This window comes from Mycobacterium sp. 4D054, assembly GCF_052245755.1.
GTDB lineage: Bacteria > Actinomycetota > Actinomycetes > Mycobacteriales > Mycobacteriaceae > Mycobacterium.
The window spans coordinates 1-16,463 of record NZ_JBQQCF010000073.1 but is presented as its reverse complement, the minus strand read 5'-3'; the positions used below and the strand labels follow the sequence as shown (position 1 = coordinate 16,463).

Sequence of the window (16,463 nt, the reverse complement as noted above, 5' to 3'; positions counted from 1 at the left end):
CGTTCACCAACACCCCCGCCGGCCAGAAAGCACTCCTGGTCGCCCTACGCCAGCGCGTCGCCCAACAACAACAAGTCGTGCAGGCCTACAAAACCCGCAGCGCCCGCATGGCCGCAATGATGCGGTCGATGGCCTACGGCGGCGGCGCACCGGTGGGCGGCGGGACACCGTTCGGTGGTGGCGGAGCCGGGATGAGTGGCATGTCGATGGGCTCTTCCCGAGGCGGGGGGATGCCCGGGTTCGATATGGGGCAGATCGCCAAAATGGCGAACGCGACGGGTCCGCAGCGGGGATCACAGCGCCGCAGCGCAGCCCGGTTCTCCGCACACAGCGATATCCCGTCGACGCCGGGGGCGGCGAACATCCGGGCGGCGATCAACCGCGCTCTCGATCTGAAGGGGATCACCAATCCGCGGGCCCGTCAGTACTGGGAGAACGGGATGATGGTGGTCTCGGCTCGGGAGTCTGGCCACAATCCAAATGCGCAGAACAACTCAGATAGCAACGCCGCCAAAGGAACTCCCTCGCAGGGTGCGTTTCAGTTCATCGAGCCGACCTTCCGCGCTTACCACGAGCCGGGCACGTCGACCAATCTGCGAGACCCAGTGGCCCAGGCCGCAGCGTTCGTCAATTACGCCATGGGACGGTACAACGTCTCAGCCGACGGGTCGGATCTCGCGCAGAAGATTCAGCAGGCCGACCCGAGGAGGTCGCCGAGAGGGTACTGATCCCGCTGCGGGATTTTGTGTCCTGTAGATTGCCATTCTCGATGGCGGCTTGCCATTTGAGATGGCGGCAGTTGGCGGATCCGCCATCTCTATGGCAAATCGTATGACCTTTGAGTCCCGAGCGTCGCCGCTACATGGATCTACGCGGCCGAGAATTCCTTTTCGCTATTGCTTTGTCCCCGGCTGGGGGCGCACGCTTTTTGGACGCCCTCGGTGGCGGAGCAGTCAAATGTTGGTATGGGATGGTTCAGCTATCGCAGCCACGGCCGCTGAGCGGTCGTCGGCGGACCGACTGACGCCGCAACACTGGAAAGTGCCCGGTTCCGTTGAGGTGGATATCTCGACGGCGACCATCGATCTGCGCCTCGCGAACGGTGAAACTGATCGTTTCGCGGCGGCTGAGGTGTCGGAGGCGGCATTGTTTGCCGCGATTCCGTGGCGGACGTTTGGCTGGTACAAAGGGCAGCGTCATTACTCGGGCAGCTATTGGGCCGCCACTGTAGACAACCATGTTATCTACGAGTCACGGTTGGAACTGTCGTCGCTGTTGATGGCGGATTTCGATGTCTCGGTGCTCGAGATCGCTGCTCAGCCGTTCCTGTTGCAAGCGGTGGTGAATGGTCGACTGCGACGCCACATTCCGGATTTCCTGTGGCGCACCAGGGCTGGGTTGGTCGCCGTTGATGTGGTCCGCAGGGAACGTCTTGACGGAAATCCGAAGATTCAGGTGCTGTGCTCTTGGACTCGCGAGGTTATCGGATCCCTGGGTTGGGACTATCGGGTGGTCAGCGAACAACCGGCAGTCCTGTTGGGAAACGTGCGATTTCTTGCCGGGTACCGCCGCAAGCGATACATCTCGACGGACGCGCTCCAGCAGATACGTTGCTGTCGCGACGATTTGGTCGGCCGGCGGGTTAATGATGCGGAGTCGGTGATCGGTACGGCAGTTGCGCTGCCGGTGATGCGTAGTGCACTGCTGCACGCATTGTGGACTCAAGAGTTCTGGGTTGACCTTGACCAGCCGCTCCGACCCTCGAGCGTATTGGGGTTACCGCGATGACGTGGGCATCGACACCTGTGCGTGTCGGTACTCGCTTCACCTATGAAGGCAGCGTGCACGAGATCATCGATTTGCACGTTTTCGGTGGCTGTTTGGAAGTACTCGCGAAGACCGTGCGCGGTAACATCCTGCGTCGCTTGTCCATCTATGAATTGTTGATGTCTGATCGTGTCCGGTTTCTGCCAGCCGACGATGGTGCGGCTGCCCAAGAAGAGACTGACGTGGCTGCCGTCGTGTTGTCGGCCGTTCCGGCAGCGGTGCGACAGCAGGCGTGCGAACGAGCAGCGCACGTGCGCGAAGTTCTGACCGGATTCAGATCCGGATGCGCGGCAACCGCTTTGCCGGGTGAACCCAGACCTGAATATGGCCCCGACGTGGGGCTGATGCAGCGTTATGCGGCCAAAGCTCGTGAACTGCAAGAAGCTGGCGTCGATGCGGCCTATCGCACGGTCGAGCGGTGGGTCCAGCAGTACCGCATCCATGGAGAGGCGGGCTTGGTTTCGCAGCGCGCGGTGCAGCCCGGCATTGGTGGACGTCAGGATCCGCGGTGGCAGGAGACGGCCCTGGAGGTGATGGGCGAGTACACGGATCTGTCGAAGCCCAACGAGGACTTGGTAATTCGACGCACCCGGGCTCGTCTGGACGCCCGGTTCGGCGCCGGTGTGGTGAAGTTGCCGTCGCAGCGCACGGCGTATCGGATCCTGGCCGGCCTCGAAGACCGGCGACCGCTGTTTAAGCAGAGCACGAAACGCAACCGTGATATCGCTTCTCGGTCGGCCGAGGTGTACGGCAAGCTGCATCCGATGCGGCCGGGGGAGTACCTGCTGATGGACACCACTCGCCTGGATGTGTTCGCGATGGATCCGTACACGTTGACGTGGGTGAACGCCGAGTTGACGGTGGCGATGGATTGGTACAGCCGCTGTGTCACCGGGTTGCGGCTGACCCCGGTGTCGACGAAATCCATTGACGCGGCAGCGGTGTTGTACGAGACGTTCCGGCCGCGACCGGCGGGGCGGGACTGGCCAGCTGAGGCGATGTGGCCCCCACGCGGGATCCCGCGCTCGGTGCTCGTCGAACAGGACGCCCTGGACGCAGACAACGTGCTAGCGGCCACACCGGCCGTTGTGCCCGACACGTTGGTCGTCGATCACGGCCGGATCTATGTCAGCGCGCACCTCAACAGCGTGTGTCAGCGGTTGGGGATCTCGATACAACCGGCCCGGTTACGCCAACCCCGCGACAAAGGACCGGTGGAGCGGTTCTTCTCCACGCTGCGGGTAGGTCTGCTGCAGGAGCTGCCTGGCTATAAGGGGCAGGACATTTTTGCGCGCGGGGTGTCGCCCGAACAGGATGCGTGGTTCTACCTCGATGAGCTGGAAGCCATTATCCGGGAGTGGATCGCCGTCATCTATCACCACAGCGCCCACGACAGTCTGAGCGGGCTGGGGGTGCCGGGGCTGAAGATGACCCCGGCGGAGATGTTCGCCCATGGGGTGGCGCGCGCGGGTTACCTGGAGGTGCCGCGCGATCCCGATCTGGCCTACGAGTTTCTGCCGGTGGTGTGGCGGGTCATCCAGCATTACGGCATCGACGTGGGAGGGCGCCGCTACAAAGGCGACATCGTCGCTGGGCGCGCGAAGGAGAAAAGCCCGTATCCGAATGAGAAGTGGCCTGTCGCTTACAACGTCGACGACATCACCAGGGTGTATTTCCGTGATGACCGCACCCGCCACTGGCATCCGTTGGTGTGGGAGCACGCCGACATGCTTGACGCCCCGATGAGCGAGGAAATCTTGCGTTTCGAGCGTGCCTTGGCTAAAGCCCAGAACCGGTATGTCGATGACCCGCTGGCCATCACTAGCTTCCTGGAACGCCGCAAACTCAGCGTCGCGAACTCGATGGCCGAGCGTCGCCGGGCACTGCGGGTGGCCCGCGAGCAGTCCACCCTCATCGGTGATCTAAACCCGCCACCGGACAGCGCCGAATTGAGCTCGGTCGCTAAAGCGTTGGATCGCGAACCCGGCGAGCGGACCCACGACGCCGACGCTGATGCGTTCGTCGATGACCTCGACGAGGTACCCGGCGAACTCGATGACGCCGACGAGCCGCCGCTGGAGCATGGCAGCTTTTACGACGGTGTGCTGGAGGTGGAATGACCTCCCCGAAGTCCTCAACACCGAAGCGGCGACCCGCCACGTCGTCGCGGGGCAAATCGGACGTCAGAAACCCTCGCGAGTATCTGGACAATCTCACGCTCGCCCGCAAGGAAGGGTGGCGCGACATGGTCGACGCACCGACCCTGGAGCGACCGGAAGTGCTGTCCCACAAACAACTACGTCATCTGGGTGCGGCTGCCAGCGAGGACTACAACGATCAGCGCCGCCGCTGGCACGCCCAAATGGGCACGGTGATGACCGCCGAATGCCAATCCGTGCTGGAGCAACTCGAAGACTTCGTGGCCTGCAACTGCCAGACCGGTGAGGACACCAAACCGATGATCGCGCTCAGCGGACTGCCCGGGCTGGGCAAGAGCACCGTCTCGCGGGTGTTCGGGAAACGCCTGCACCGCAGACATATCGAGCGTTACGGGACAACTACACGCGCCGGAGATGAACGGTGGCCGGTGTGCCGGATCGGAATGACCGCCTCCACGGGCACGCGCGAATTTAACGCGGCATTATGCGACTTCTACGCCCACCCGGGAGGGCAGCGAGCTAGCGCGCAACAACTGCTACGGTTCGCGCTCGACGATGTGTCCTCCTGCGAGACAAGGCTGCTCATCATCGATGACCTGCACTTCTTGCGCGGCCGGCGGGAACGAATGACCGATCTGAGCAACCAGTTCAAATACATCGCCAACGAGTTTCCCCTGACGGTGCTCCTCATCGGGATCGGCCTGCACGAGCGCGACGCGCTCCTCGATGACTGCAACGCCTACCGCGATCATGAAATGGAACAGCTGCTGCGCTGCACCACGCCAGTGGACATGTCACCGTTCAAGGTCGACACCGAAAAGCAACGACAGCGCTGGCGGGATTTACTGCTCACCCTCGAACAACGGCTGCTGCTGACCCAGAAGTATCCGGGCATGCTCGCCGATGACCTCTCCGATCAGTTATTCGTGCGCAGCACCGGCCACATCGGCTCATTGATGGCGCTGATCCGATTGGCCTGCCAGAAAGCCATGCGCACTGGCACCGAGAAACTCACCGCCGAGCTCCTCGACACTTGCCGCATCGACAGCGCCGCCGAACTCGGCCGCCGTGAACTACACGCCGCGTTTCGCACCGGCAAGAAAACCACCCGGCTACGCACTACGCCGAACCCGCCATGACCACCGTCCGCGCGCTACCCCTAATCACAAGACCCGCGCCGGGGGAGGCGCTGGATTCCTGGTTACACGCCATCGCGGTGCGCCACAACACGTCGCTCAAGGCGCTCTACCTTCACATGGGCGTAGACACTGTTGGCGATGAACGCACCCGCGTCACCGCTGCCACGGTCAGCGAGCACGACGCGCAAGGGATCGCCGCTGCAACAGGTCTCATGCCGATCCAGGTGCAAGCGATGACGTTGGCGCACCATCTAGCGAACGTGTCCTGGGCCCAGGAAGCGACAGCGGATCTGACCGCAACCACGCCGCGCCACCACGGCGGGTGGCGGTTCTGTCCACACTGCCTGGGCGCCAGCGGGGGAACGTGGCTGCTGCAGTGGCGGTTGATGTGGAGCTTCGCCTGCCTGCAGCATCGGTGCCTGCTGGCCGAATACTGCCCGCGCTGCGGCCGGCGCCAACGCGCCCCTCAACCCCTCAACGCCGCCCCACCGCGTCCGGTGCACTGTGCTCACCCCAGCCCCACGACTACCGGCAGAAACCGGTCCCGCTGCGACGCAGACCTGGCCGACACCCCCGTCATCACGCTGGAGGCTGATCATCCCACTCTGCTAGCCCAACAGGTGCTGGTCGAGCTGCTCGCCGCCGACAGCGGACGATTTGGGCTCTACGCGCAGCATCCGACGCCAGTTCGGGACGTGCTGGCCGATATCCGCATCCTTGGCCGCAGCATCCTGTCGGCCACCGCGGGCCGCCACCTCGACGGCCTGCTGCCCGCCGAGCTGGCCGCACAATATCGACACCAGCGGCAGTCGGCCAACGCGCCGATGTCGTCTTCGGTCCTGACGTGCGCCGCGGCGATCACCGCGGCCGTCACCGTGCTCAGCAGGCCCGACCTCGGGTCGGCCGCTGCGCCGCTGGCGGCGCTGCCTGAAGAGGTGAGCCGTTACGTGCTGCATCAATGGACCTATCTCGACCAGCCGGCCGGGCCGTCGGCGAGCCCGGTGCTGCAGAGCCTGCATCTCACCGCACTCGGTGACCGCCTAAGCCCCGCTGCGCAGTTGCAGTGCCGCCTCGGCAGTGCGCGTCCGCGGCTGCACGCCACCGACGCGCAGCGGCAGCAGCAGCTGGTTCGGGCGCTGCCCACAGCATTGTGGCCGGGCTGGGCGTTGCGGTTGAGCCCGCCGGCGTTGGCGCATTCCAGCTCGCGGGCGGTGCTGGCTGCCGCAGTGCTGCTGGTCGGCAGCGACCTGGACATCGCTGAGGCCGCCACGCATCTCGGCGGCGACCTGGGCCGCCTCAACGCCATCTACCTGCTGTGGCGGCTTAAAGAATCGCCGCACTGGCCCGCGATCCGCGACGCCCTCGCTGCCGTATCGGACTACCTTAGCGATGAGAGTGCACCCATCGACTACGCGCGGCGACGCGACCTGGACTACCGCGGTGTGCTCGCCCAGGACGAGTGGGACCGCATCTGCGGAAGCCTCGGCCACCAAAGATGCTCGGCGGCCCACCCACGCAGCTACCTGCAGCACCAAATCCGCGGCACCACCAAACCCCGCACCGGCCCTGGCGGCGCCGACACCGAGCTCAGGGAATTCCCGGGCCGACTCACCCCGCTGCTCAGCCGCGCCCTACACCGTCACGCAACGAGGTTCCCTGCAACCCAAGGTATTCAGGACGAGCCGGTGGTGTGGGAACCCCCGACGAGTATCGTCGCCGGCCTGTCGTTACCTGGTGTCGAGCTCGGCGATATCGAGATCACGCAGCTACACCGACTAATCCGGGTTGACCGCCGCACCATCGCCGCCACCAGCCAGCAGTTGGGAGTCAGCGCCGACCTTATTCGCTATGCACTCGAACAGCATCCCGCCCCGGCGCTGCCCCGGCCCCCGCGTACACCGCGGATCGGCGCCCGGCGGCCTGGGAGGGTGTATCAGCAAGCCGCCGAAGCACTCCCGCGGGAACGCCTCGTCGCCCTGTACAGCCAGGAACAACGCAGCCTCGCCGACATCGCCGCCCTGACAGGGTTCGACAAGAGCACGATCTCTCGCTTAATGCACGACTACACGATTGCCCTACGACCGTCGGGGCCGCGACCGACCAAACCGGTCGATCCCGACTGGCTCTACACCGAATGCATTGTCCACCAACGCTCGTGTGCAGACCTCGCGCGAGAACTCCACACCCGCAGCGAAACAGTAGCCGCCGAGGCCACCACGCTCGGAATACCGGTGCGCACCGTGGCCCGCCACACCGACGCCGAACTGCGCGACAACCCGAACGTCCCCGCCATCCTCATCCCGGCCCTCGTCGGCCACGGCGGCTGGGAACGGCTACAGCGCTTCGCCGTGATCACCCAGTTCCCCACCCTCACCGATGCCGGGAAACACCTCGGCAGGGGAGTGGCCGTCACCGGACACCACATCTCACGCCTGGAAAAAGACTTCCGCGCCCGCCTTCTCATCCAGAAACCGCTGCGCTGCACCGACTTCGGCGAAGAAGTGCTCGCGGCGGTGCACCACCTGGCCGAACTCGGCGGACCCTGACGCACGTACTGGACTACCGCTGCGCGGTAGCAGCCGGATCGTCGACCACGATCTCGCTCACCGACACCCCGAGCGCCTCGGCAATGTCATACACCCGCTCGATCAACACCCCACGCCGGCCATGCTCCATCTGAATCAACTGATTCCGCGCTACCCCCGACTCCAGCGCCAGACTCTCCTGCGACAACCCCCTCTCCAGCCGCAAGGCGCGGATCCGTGACCCCACCAACGCGCGGCGACGCTGCCACTGCTGGGCACGGTCGGGATCGTCCTCAGGAAGTCGTGTCGGCACCCCCCAAGTAGTCACCGGCAATACACGAAAGTCAGCCCACCAAAAAGTACACAACAAAATGTATCGCTAGCAGTACATTGAGGTGTGGGCGCGGAGCGAGGCGATAACCGGTTAATACCGGCCCTGCCAGTTCGCGCGTCCTCGAGCCGACGTGCCATGTCCCTGGTGTCAGGGATGGACCGTAGCTTTCCGCTGCGGGTAGCGCCGATCCACGGCGAGGCGCTCGACTCCTGGCTCGACGCGATCGCCCACCGGCACCACGTGCCACGCCGTGCCGTTATCGAGCGATGCGCCATCGCACCCATATCGTTTTACGGGGCCTGGATACGCCTACTCACCCCCGCCGATATCGACGGAATCGCTCAGGCAACCGGCTACGGCCGCCATGTTGTCGATGCGTTAGCGTTGCCGCGCAGCGGAAGTGGTGTGGGCCCGCTCAATGGTGCACGAACGCTGCCGTCCTCGACTTGGGACTGGCGCACCTCCTCACGCTGGTGCCCACAATGCCTGACCCACACCGGAGGCCGCTGGCTGCTCGCATGGCGACTCAACTGGACCTTCGCCTGTCCTACCCACCATTGCCTGCTCCAGGACGGTTGCCCGAACTGCGCTGCGCCGCAACGCTACCGCCCACCCACCTGCACGATCCCCGAGTTGGACCAATGTGCTCAACCGACCCTCGACCTCCTCGGGCAGCGGCGGCCTTGCGGCGCCGACCTGACCCGCGTTCAGCCAGCCGATCACCCCCTGAGCCTCCCGATGGCGCGGACCCAGCGGCTTATCAACGCGCTGCTCGCGGGAAAACCAAGGCGGCTCCGCGTATACGGCGCACATCAACCGACACCACACGACATGCTCACAGACGTAAAAACGCTTGCTCGTTACGTCTTCACACTCCTCGGCGGCGCCGCGGACTTAACGCTGCCCTCCGACACCGCTGTTACCGCCAGCCCCGACCGCAGCAGCCCAGGACGAACCACGGCCCGACCCACGATGCCCTCCGCCGTGCACACCGCAAATGCCAGCACCCTTGCCGCCGCGGTACTGGACGCGCACGGCCCGACCGCCGCGCAGCACCTGCTCGCTGCGGTCATCCTCGCTGACGGCAAGTTTGAATCTCATGACGTGTACCACGACGAAGCGCTCACACCGCTGGCCCGTCTCATCTGTCAACGCGCCAGCGAAGACGCCCGAGTAGCGCTCAAGCTCCGACGCCGCTTCGACATCACCGCCGCCAACTCAGCACAAAGTCGCAAGAAGAACCGTCTGGCTCGAGCTACCGCTCGCATCGACTCGATGTCACACAGCTCCGGGACGCGGTGGTCTCGGTGACGCCCGCCGCAACCCGCTGGCCGCTCTGCGTGGTGCGGATCCGACAGGTTTGCGGCCACTGATGATTGATCCCTCGCTGCCGCGGATCGGTGTGACCGAACTACGCCGCCAGTTCAGCCGAATACTCGGTGAGGTCGCACAGGGACGGGCCTTCGTCGTCACTCGACACGGGCGCGAAATCGCAGTGCTTCTCCCGGTTGAGGCATACCGGCGCATCAACTCAAGTGACTGACTGCACGACCATGGCGGTGATCTCGGGCGCCACGCCGACTACGCGTGTCCGTTCTCATTGAATCTGGGGCACATTTACTAGTCTGACCTGCATTGCCCCAGATTGGATGAGAATTTCGATCGCGACGTTTCTCATTGAATCTGGGGCTACCCTGCTTCCGCGCCCGGCTGCGAGCGCAGCAGGGTAGCCGGAATGGTCTCCTGTCGATTCCGTTGGCTCGGGTACGTCTTCGGTATAACTACTGTGATCGTGTCTCTCGTGACACACGATCATGATTCTGTGGTGCGCTCGCTCGTGTTGGTAGTTCGGGTGCCGGCTGCGGCCTTTGAGCACCTTGGCCACCGCCCGTTTTAGATTGTCATAGCGGATACGGGCCGGGACATCACCAAAGTGGTTGAACGCCAACACATGCCGATGCAGGAGCGCCTCCTGGCCCTGAGTGGTGAAGTTGCTCCGAGCTAGAGGGCGAACGCTCCGCCTTTGATGAGGATGAGGGCCCCGATTGTGATCAGTGCAACGGGCAGAACGATGTGGCCCCAGCGTGAGAGTGCTTTGGCGATGATCGGGTGGGAGGCGAAATATCGGCCGGCCGCGCACCAGATGGCCACACCGATGAGGAACACGATGATGTAAACACCGATGGTGGCGATCGTTGAGACGGCGAAGATCGGAACGTACACGCCGATGTTGTCGCCGCCGTTGGCGAAGGTGATGACTGCGACCTGCCAGGTGCCAGGCGTCAACAGTGTTGCGGGATCATCGGTCGGCGCCGGTTGGGTGCGGCGATCCCGCCAGGCCAGCCATGCCGCCCGCAGCCCCAACACGATGGGCAGCAGCCCGAAGTACGGCAGTGCGGCTGGAGGAAGCAGCGTGGCACCCAGGAGTGCGCCGCCGACCGAAACTGCCAAGATGGCGGTGAAGCCGAGGTACTGACCGGCGGTCACTCGGATGGCTGCGCCACGATGACCGGGCGCCTGGCCGAACATCACCGCGAGGACCACGATGTCGTCGATATTGGTGATGGCGAAGGTGGCGATCGCCTGAACGAGTGTGGCTGGGCTCAGCACGGCCAATGCGACCAGCTTCGAGTGAAATCCCACCGCATCGGGTGAGCCTACTGCTCAGCAGGCCCCGCGCTCCCGCGCACCAACGACCTCCAGTGGGGCGGAAATTCATGACGACTGCCGGGGTCAACGGACTTGACGAAATACATGCCTCCGGTGCCACGGAGGTGGCTCCTAGAGGTATCGACATACGTCATCGGCGCTGCATGATTCCGGGTCGACGCTTTCGGCGCCCTGCCGCAGCCGGGCGATGGTCTCGCGCAGTGCCACCAGTGCGCTGATCTGCTCGTCGAGGTCGGTCAGTCGGATGTCGAGCAGGTCGCGCACGTGCGTGCACGGCGCGTGGCCGCTGTCACGGATGTCGAGGATCTGCCGAATCTGGGCGAGGCTGAACCCGGCGGCCTGTCCCCGTCGGATGAAGCCGACCCGGGCGATCGTGTCGGCGGCATAGTCGCGATACCCCGCCGGGGAACGTTCGGCGGGCGGGAGCAGGCCTTCGTCTTCGTAGTAGCGCAGCGTCGCGGTGGTGGCCCCGGTCGCCTCGGCGAGCTTCCCGATTCTCACGATGTCTCCTCAGAACACTTGACCTTCAAGCCTACTTGAAGGTCAAGGATGGGTGCATGAGTCAGGGATTGGACCTCGCGGTCATCGGTTCCGGCGGCGCGGCGATGGCCGCGGCGATCCGCGCTACCGCGCTCGGCAAGTCCGTCGTCATGATCGAGCGCGGCATCTTCGGTGGCACGTGTGTCAACACCGGCTGCGTGCCGTCAAAGGCCCTGATCGCAGCGGCCGAGGCCCGGCATACCGCAGCCGACACTGCCCGGTTCCCGGGGATCGCCACCACGGCCGGCCCGGTGGACATGGCGGCCCTGATCGCCGGCACGCACGATCTGGTGGAGTCGCTGCGCTCAGAGAAGTACCTCAACGTGGCCGAATCGTATGGCTGGCAGCGCATTCAGGGCCAAGCGCGGTTCGCCGGAACCCCGGACGCGCCCGTCATCGAGGTCGGCGATGCCACCATCGAGGCCGAGCACTACCTGATCGCCACCGGCGCGAACCCAGTCATCCCGCCCGCATTCGAGGGCGTCGCCTACCTGACCTCGACCACCGCGATGGAAGTCACCGAGGTCCCGGAGTCGCTGCTGGTGATCGGCGGCGGCTACGTCGCGTTGGAGCAGGCGCAACTGTTCGCCCGGCTCGGGTCAACGGTGACGGTGCTGGTCCGCTCCACGCTGGCATCGAAGGAAGAGCCGGAAGTCGGCATGGCGCTGCTGGAGGTGTTCGCCGACGACGGCATCCGGGTGGTGCGCCGCGCCACGGTGAGCGAGGTCGAGCAGGCCGACGATCAGGTCACGGTCACCGCGACCATCACCGGCGGAACGCAGCAGTTCCGTGCCGCGAAAGTCCTCGTCGCCACCGGCCGCCGTCCGAACACCGACGGCCTGAATCTCGAAGCGGTGCAGGTCAAAACCGGCGAGAACAACGAGGTCGTGGTGAGCGACGGGCTGCAGTCGTCGAACCCACGGATCTGGGCGGCCGGCGACGTGACCGGGCACCGCGAGTTCGTCTACGTCGCCGCCCATCACGGCGCGATGGTCGCCGACAACATCTTCACCGACGCCGGCCGCAGGGTCGACTACCGCCATCTGCCCCGCGTGACGTTCACCAGCCCCGCGGTCGGTGCGGCCGGGACGACCGAGGCCGAGCTCCTCGCCGCCGGGACACGGTGCGACTGCCGGGTGCTGCCGCTAAAACATGTGCCGCGTGCGGTGGTCAACCGAGACACCCGCGGTTTCATCAAACTCGTCGCCGACGCCGGCACCGGCCGCATCCACGGCATCACCGCCGTCGCCAAGGATGCTGGCGAGATCGCCGCCGCCGCGGTCTACATCCTCGACGCCGCGATGACCGTCGACCAGGTCGCCGGGTCCTGGGCCCCGTATCTGACCATGGCCGAAGGCATCAAAATCGCCGCCCAGTCCTTCAGCGCCGATATGTCCCGACTGTCCTGCTGCGCATCCTGACGCATGGCTCACTCGAAAGGTTCCTGATGCCCAATTTCCTTGACCGCCTGACCATTCCGGAAGAGTCCGGGCTCGACCCGACGATGCTGGTGCCGTTGCTGCGGCTGCTCGCCGCCGGCGAGCCGGTCACCGTGGAGGCGCTCGCCGCGGCCGTCGGCCTCCCGGTTGACGAGGTGACCCGGCGTCTGGCCGCGGTACCCGACACCGAATACGACGAGCAGGGCCGCATCGTCGGCCAGGGCCTGACCCTGCGCCCGACCCGCCACCGATTCACCGTGGCCGGCCAAGAGCTCTACACCTGGTGCGCCCTGGACACCCTCATCTTTCCCACCATCCTGGACCGGCCCGCCAGCATCGAATCCGAATCACCCGTCAGCGGGCACCCGATCAGGGTCTCGGTCGGCGAAAACGGTGTCACCAGCGTGCAGCCCGAGACCGCGGTGGTCTCGCTGGTCAACCCCGACGACCTCACCTCGATCCGGTCCTCATTCTGCAACCAGGTGCACTACTTCACCTGCGCGCAGGACGCCGCGCCGTGGCTCGCCGAGCACCCCGAAGGTCAGATCGTCAGCGTCGCTGAGGCCCACCAACTCGGCGCAGCCCTGACCACACAAATCCTTACCCAGCTCCATACCCCGCCAACTGCCCACCCCGGCTGCTGCAGCTGACCAGCCGCACCCAACCTGATGAGGAGAAATCAATGAATCAACGTCCACGAAGAAATCCCGTGCTGCTGGGTGCGGCAGCGGTGCTGGTGACGGCCCTGTGTTGCGCCGCGCCAGTCCTGATCGCCGGCGGCGCGCTCGCCGCCGTGTGTGGACTGCTCGAGAATCCATGGGTCATCGGGGCAGCCGTCGCGCTGCTGCTGGCGGCTGTGGTCGCCTTCGCCCGCCGCGGTCAACGCGGCGATCACTGCTGTCCCGCCGACAGCCATTCACCCGCGACGCACACGCTCGACGACCTGACGAAAGGAAGCATCGACAATGTCTGAAACGCGTTCGTTTACACCCCACAGGTGGGCGGGCGTTACGGCTGTGATGCTGGCAGCGGGCGCGCTGACCGCGTGCGGCCAATCGGCCACAACCAGCAATCCGACCTCACCGCCACACGCCAACGCCACAACCCAGGCGACGGCGGCGACACTGACCACGGTGGACGGCAAAACCGTCGAACTGCCCGCTGCCGCCCCGACCGCGATCCTGTTCTTCTCCTACGGGTGCGGCGAATGCGTCGGCGGCGGTAAATCCCTGGCCGCTGCTCGGGCGGCCGTGGAGAAAGCCGGAGGCAGCGCCAAGTTCCTAGCCGTCGACATCGTCCCCACCGAGAAACCCGCCGATGTTCGCCACTTCCTGGACCAGATCGGCGGCACCAGCCTGCCCGCGGTCGTCGATACTAACGGGGCCCTGACCAGCCGCTACCAGGTGACCGCGCCGACCACCGCCCTCGTCATCGACCCGTCCGGGCAGATCAGCTACCGCGGCCACGCCCCGTCCCAGGATCAGATCCTGGCCGCCCTCGGCAGCAGCGCCGCACGGTGAACCTGCTCGCGCTCGCGTTTACCGCTGGCATGCTCGCCCCGGTCAACCCCTGCGGGTTCGCGCTGCTACCGGCGTGGATCACCGGCACCATCGCCACCGGCGGCACCGATGCGGTGCTCGTGCGGCTGGCCCGGGCACTGCGCACCGGGGCCGTCCTGACCATCGGGTTCACCGGCACCCTCACCCTCGCCGGTATCGCGATCAGTGCCGGTGCCCGGACCCTGGTGACGGCTGCTCCCTGGCTCGGGATCACGATCGGGCTCACCCTGGCCATCTTGGGCGGCTTCATGCTCACCGGCCGCACCATCGGTCTGCGTATGCCTGCCCGGACGCGTCATCGGCCGGACTCCCCAACAGCCGGTGGTGTGCTCGCGGCCGGAATCGGCTACGCCCTGGCGTCACTGTCCTGCACCTTCGGGGTACTGCTCGCGGTGATCGCCCAGGCCCAGGCCACCAGCGGATGGGGCGGTCTGCTGGCAGTGTTCACCGCATACACAGCCGGTGCCGCCACCATCTTGATGCTGGTCAGCGTCGGCACCGCCATCGCCGGCACGGCCCTGACCCGGCATCTGGGTATCCTCGCCCGCCACGGGACCCGCGTCACCGCCGTTGTCCTCATCGCCACCGGCGCCTACCTCGCGTGGTACTGGCTGCCCGCGGCCACCGGGCACACCGCCAGCGGCGGCAACCTGCTCACCGGCTGGTCGGCCACCGCGACCGGATGGCTGCAGGACCACGCCCTCCCGGCCAGCGTCATTGCCGCCTTCGCTGTGGTGGTCAGCGCGGTGGCCGCGTGCTGGACCACCCACCGCCGGCCAATCACCGGCAAGCAGCGCCGCCGGTGATGATTCACCGGCCGATACACCCAGCCAGATACCACTGTCCCTAACGATTAGAAAGCCGATAGATACAACCGTCGGACACAGTCAGATGCACACCACAAGTGCCTTACTGATAAGGCACATTCAAGACTGCCGACCCCTAAGCGCGACACGCCAGTTCTGCGCCGTCTGAGCGTGTCGTCAATACGGCAGTGGCGAATAGGCGTCGGTACTGCGCCCATTGCTCGACGGGGGTGGCGTCGGCATGGTGGGCGCCGGTGCGTTCGTTGATGCGGTCGAGCAGTAGCGTCGGCCAGGCGGGTTCCGTTGGCGTCCTGGGCTGTTCAACCCGAGGGCGAGCTGTGAGCAATGTTGCGGCTACGGCGATCACATCGGGGTAGGCCACCACGTGCGCTTCTAGGCCATTCTGCAGAATCCCCGCCGCCACGTGACGCTCTGCGTGAGCCCAGAAGACCAGGATGTGGCGGGCGTCGCCCAAGGCGTCATGAAGGTCGACCTCTGAATACTGACGGGCCAAGCGCCGATGCGTGCGCCCGGCACTGAGCACCGTGGGCCGGTCACGAAGATCCACCTGGTCGTCAAGAACGCGCGTTGGTGAACCGATCCAGCGTCGGTGACGGTGGCATACGGAGACATGTGCAGGCAGGTAGCAGTAGACGGGTTCGTGTATTCCCTTGCGTGCCATACATCTTTGACACAAAGGGCGGCGGAGATATTGCTTGAGCGCGGTGGGGTCGCCAGCAAGCCCGCAGAGACGGGACCGGATTACCTGCTCAGGTTGGCCGCTGACGACGGCCAACCAGTCCGGTCGCGGCCGGGCTGCGCATGATTCGGCGACATGGCCGCGCAGTGTGGAGACGCCGATATGGTTGGCGCGGGCCAGCCTGTCGATGTAGGACGATACGGCTTCCCAACGGAACGGTGCGATCGTTCGCGGGAGCCGCTGGCGTGGTCCGCGCGGCCACGGCCTGACAGTTGCCACGTCAGCTGGCCGTGCGGGCCGCGGCCGTGTGGGCGGCGTAGTCGATCAAAATATCGTCCATGGCCTCGCGGGTGATGTGCTCGGTGCCGTCGAGCATCGCTTGGATTGCTGAAGCCCGGATCAAGTGGGCCAGGCTGCCGATCATCCCGCCGGTGCGGCGGTGCAGGTAACGGGCCTGGGCGACAAGGCTTCCCGGTTCGTGTCGATGCAGACGCAAGGTACCTTCCATGGCGGCGACGAGTTGTCGCCACTCCTTGGCGTCGGGGAATGCGCTGGTGTGGATCACCCCGCAACGGCCGGCCAACTGCCGTCCCCGCGTGCCGGTGAACAGCCCCGAGCGTTCCACTTCGATCCCGGCATAAACGAATGTCGCAGGCAGATGCTCGGTGAAGTATTTGAGGTGGTCGGACAGTTCTTCGCCGGCGCGGGTGTCGAGGTTGAGGTTGTGGATTTCATCGACCACCACGATGTCGGTACGGGCATCGA

Annotated in this window: 15 protein-coding genes and 1 pseudogene; 12 read left to right on the top strand and 4 right to left on the bottom strand. The window is 65.5% G+C overall.

From position 1 onward, the window contains the following. From ACTWP6_RS28280 to ACTWP6_RS28260, 5 genes are all read left to right on the top strand, one after another. On the top strand, positions 1–728 hold a 728-nt coding region (locus ACTWP6_RS28280; RefSeq protein ID WP_443189414.1), incomplete at its 5' end, for a lytic transglycosylase. 229 nt (positions 729–957) lie between these two features. Continuing rightward, positions 958–1,788 (top strand): TnsA-like heteromeric transposase endonuclease subunit, encoded by an 831-nt coding sequence (locus tag ACTWP6_RS28275; RefSeq protein WP_235733806.1) that lies wholly within the window; start codon positions 958–960, stop codon positions 1,786–1,788. Beyond that, the gene (locus tag ACTWP6_RS28270; protein ID WP_222878253.1) at positions 1,785–3,947 is read left to right on the top strand and encodes a Mu transposase C-terminal domain-containing protein; all 2,163 of its coding nucleotides are present in this window, start codon (positions 1,785–1,787) and stop codon (positions 3,945–3,947) included. Before ACTWP6_RS28275 ends, ACTWP6_RS28270 begins: the two co-directional genes overlap by 4 nt. Further along, positions 3,944–5,125, top strand: coding sequence for an ATP-binding protein (locus ACTWP6_RS28265; RefSeq protein ID WP_099962895.1), 1,182 nt, complete (start codon positions 3,944–3,946; stop codon positions 5,123–5,125). The genes ACTWP6_RS28270 and ACTWP6_RS28265 overlap by 4 nt, the downstream gene beginning before the upstream one ends. Further along, a complete protein-coding gene (locus ACTWP6_RS28260) occupies positions 5,122–7,671 on the top strand; it encodes a TniQ family protein (RefSeq protein WP_443189413.1) in 2,550 nt (849 codons plus the stop codon). Before ACTWP6_RS28265 ends, ACTWP6_RS28260 begins: the two co-directional genes overlap by 4 nt. Before the next feature lie 13 nt (positions 7,672–7,684). Here the strand turns inward: ACTWP6_RS28260 and ACTWP6_RS28255 are convergent, their stop codons facing one another. Beyond that, positions 7,685–7,978, bottom strand: a complete 294-nt coding sequence (locus ACTWP6_RS28255; protein ID WP_419197184.1) for a helix-turn-helix domain-containing protein — start codon at positions 7,976–7,978, stop codon at positions 7,685–7,687. Between the two features lie 159 nt (positions 7,979–8,137). Between ACTWP6_RS28255 and ACTWP6_RS28250 the strand changes: the two genes are divergently transcribed. Both ACTWP6_RS28250 and ACTWP6_RS28245 read left to right on the top strand, forming a co-directional pair. Further along, positions 8,138–9,295 (top strand): TniQ family protein, encoded by a 1,158-nt coding sequence (locus tag ACTWP6_RS28250; protein WP_310833752.1) that lies wholly within the window; start codon positions 8,138–8,140, stop codon positions 9,293–9,295. A 61-nt stretch (positions 9,296–9,356) separates the two neighbouring features. Beyond that, a complete protein-coding gene (locus ACTWP6_RS28245; RefSeq protein WP_099962899.1) occupies positions 9,357–9,527 on the top strand; it encodes a type II toxin-antitoxin system Phd/YefM family antitoxin in 171 nt (56 codons plus the stop codon). A gap of 458 nt (positions 9,528–9,985) precedes the next feature. On the opposite strand, the gene ACTWP6_RS28240 is transcribed toward ACTWP6_RS28245, so the two are convergent. After that, complete coding sequence (locus tag ACTWP6_RS28240; RefSeq protein ID WP_079481877.1) at positions 9,986–10,627, bottom strand: cadmium resistance transporter; 642 nt, start codon at positions 10,625–10,627, stop codon at positions 9,986–9,988. 138 nt (positions 10,628–10,765) lie between these two features. Next, the gene (locus ACTWP6_RS28235) at positions 10,766–11,155 is read right to left on the bottom strand and encodes a heavy metal-responsive transcriptional regulator (protein WP_005148625.1); all 390 of its coding nucleotides are present in this window, start codon (positions 11,153–11,155) and stop codon (positions 10,766–10,768) included. Positions 11,156–11,211: 56 nt separating this feature from the next. On the opposite strand from ACTWP6_RS28235, the gene merA reads away from it, so the two are divergent. The 5 genes from merA to ACTWP6_RS28210 are packed head-to-tail and all read left to right on the top strand — an operon-like array spanning position 11,212 to position 14,998. Then, positions 11,212–12,615 carry a mercury(II) reductase gene (gene merA, locus ACTWP6_RS28230; protein ID WP_005148655.1) on the top strand — a complete coding sequence of 468 codons (1,404 nt, stop codon included), beginning with the start codon at positions 11,212–11,214 and terminating at the stop codon, positions 12,613–12,615. A gap of 26 nt (positions 12,616–12,641) precedes the next feature. Continuing rightward, a complete protein-coding gene (merB, locus tag ACTWP6_RS28225) occupies positions 12,642–13,283 on the top strand; it encodes an organomercurial lyase MerB (RefSeq protein ID WP_005148656.1) in 642 nt (213 codons plus the stop codon). A gap of 59 nt (positions 13,284–13,342) precedes the next feature. Continuing rightward, positions 13,343–13,606 carry a hypothetical protein gene (locus ACTWP6_RS28220; protein ID WP_235660419.1) on the top strand — a complete coding sequence of 88 codons (264 nt, stop codon included), beginning with the start codon at positions 13,343–13,345 and terminating at the stop codon, positions 13,604–13,606. A gap of 46 nt (positions 13,607–13,652) precedes the next feature. After that, positions 13,653–14,153 carry a TlpA family protein disulfide reductase gene (locus tag ACTWP6_RS28215; protein ID WP_225433764.1) on the top strand — a complete coding sequence of 167 codons (501 nt, stop codon included), beginning with the start codon at positions 13,653–13,655 and terminating at the stop codon, positions 14,151–14,153. Beyond that, positions 14,150–14,998 carry a cytochrome c biogenesis CcdA family protein gene (locus ACTWP6_RS28210; RefSeq protein WP_024444598.1) on the top strand — a complete coding sequence of 283 codons (849 nt, stop codon included), beginning with the start codon at positions 14,150–14,152 and terminating at the stop codon, positions 14,996–14,998. The genes ACTWP6_RS28215 and ACTWP6_RS28210 overlap by 4 nt, the downstream gene beginning before the upstream one ends. Positions 14,999–15,978: 980 nt before the next feature. Here ACTWP6_RS28210 and ACTWP6_RS28205 read toward each other — a convergent pair. Beyond that, positions 15,979–16,463, bottom strand: a pseudogene (locus ACTWP6_RS28205) (ATP/GTP-binding protein); the annotation flags it as partial.